Consider the following 1106-nt stretch of genomic DNA (forward strand, 5'->3'; position numbering starts at 1 on the left):
CCTCATGACATGGTGCGTGCATTTGCCGCATCACCCAATTATGCCAGTGATAAAACGATGTTCCTAGTCACTGACGGCGCCTATACTGGCTGGCGTTACGATGAAATTCTGCGATCAACGGACGGAGGGCTTAACTGGGTCAATATTCCAAACGGAATGAACCATCCGTACGAATATAGCGCTCTTCGTGTTTCACCAAAATTCAGTACCGATCAAACTGTTTTTGCGGGTCTCAAAGGCAGAGGCGGCATTTATCGATCAACCAACCGTGGCGACTCCTGGGAATCCTATAATACCGGACTCGGCGCTACAAATTTGATTGTAAGAAAAATGGAGGTTGCCGAATCCAGCACGGATTATGTGCTTTTCTTCACTGATGCCAACGGCTCCCTGTTCCGCCGCTCAAGCACCAATGCAAACTGGGTTCAGGTACTCGATAAAACCAACAAAGTAACCGTCATTGCAATCTCACCCGACTACGCTACCGATAACACCATCGTGATTGCAAGTGATACGGGTTACTTACAAAAATCCACCAATGGCGGCAATGACTGGATCAATCTGGGAAATCCGACAGGAACCATCATCTATGATATGGCTATCGCTCCTGGAGGCGAGGAAATATTCCTCGCTACTCCAAGCTTTGGGATTTTTTACAGCAGTGATGGAGGAAGCACTTTTATCAATAAAGGAAATAATCTACCGAATGAAGCAATCAATAACATAGCGGTCTCGCCGAACTACGCAATCGACCGCACGGTATTCTGCACCAGCTTAAGGCAATCGGTATTTAAATCCACGGATAAAGGCAATAACTGGACGCTGTTCAATTCAGGCGCCCAAGTCACCAAACAAACGACATTGCTCAATGAAATGTCGGATCTGCAAATATCCCTGACCTATGCAACCGACAAGACAATCTTTTTACCGGTATTCGACGGGCTCTTTATTTCGAGGAACGGTGGCACCACATGGTTTCAAAGACAAACACGAATGGGCCTGATGACAGGGCTTGCGCTGTCCACCAGTTTCAACAGTGATCAGGATATGATTGCCACAACCTATGTCGGAAGAGGCATAGCCATTTCCGCTGATGGCGGCACAAC

At 47.3% G+C, this 1106-nt stretch carries 1 protein-coding gene; it reads left to right on the forward strand.

Annotated features, from left to right (window positions below):
* Positions 1–1106: WD40/YVTN/BNR-like repeat-containing protein (locus C4S39_RS15070; RefSeq protein ID WP_374953041.1), on the forward strand; the 1106-nt coding region annotated here is incomplete at both ends.

The sequence above is a fragment of the Nitrosomonas ureae genome (genome assembly GCF_900108305.1).
GTDB classification, from domain to species: domain Bacteria; phylum Pseudomonadota; class Gammaproteobacteria; order Burkholderiales; family Nitrosomonadaceae; genus Nitrosomonas; species Nitrosomonas ureae_B.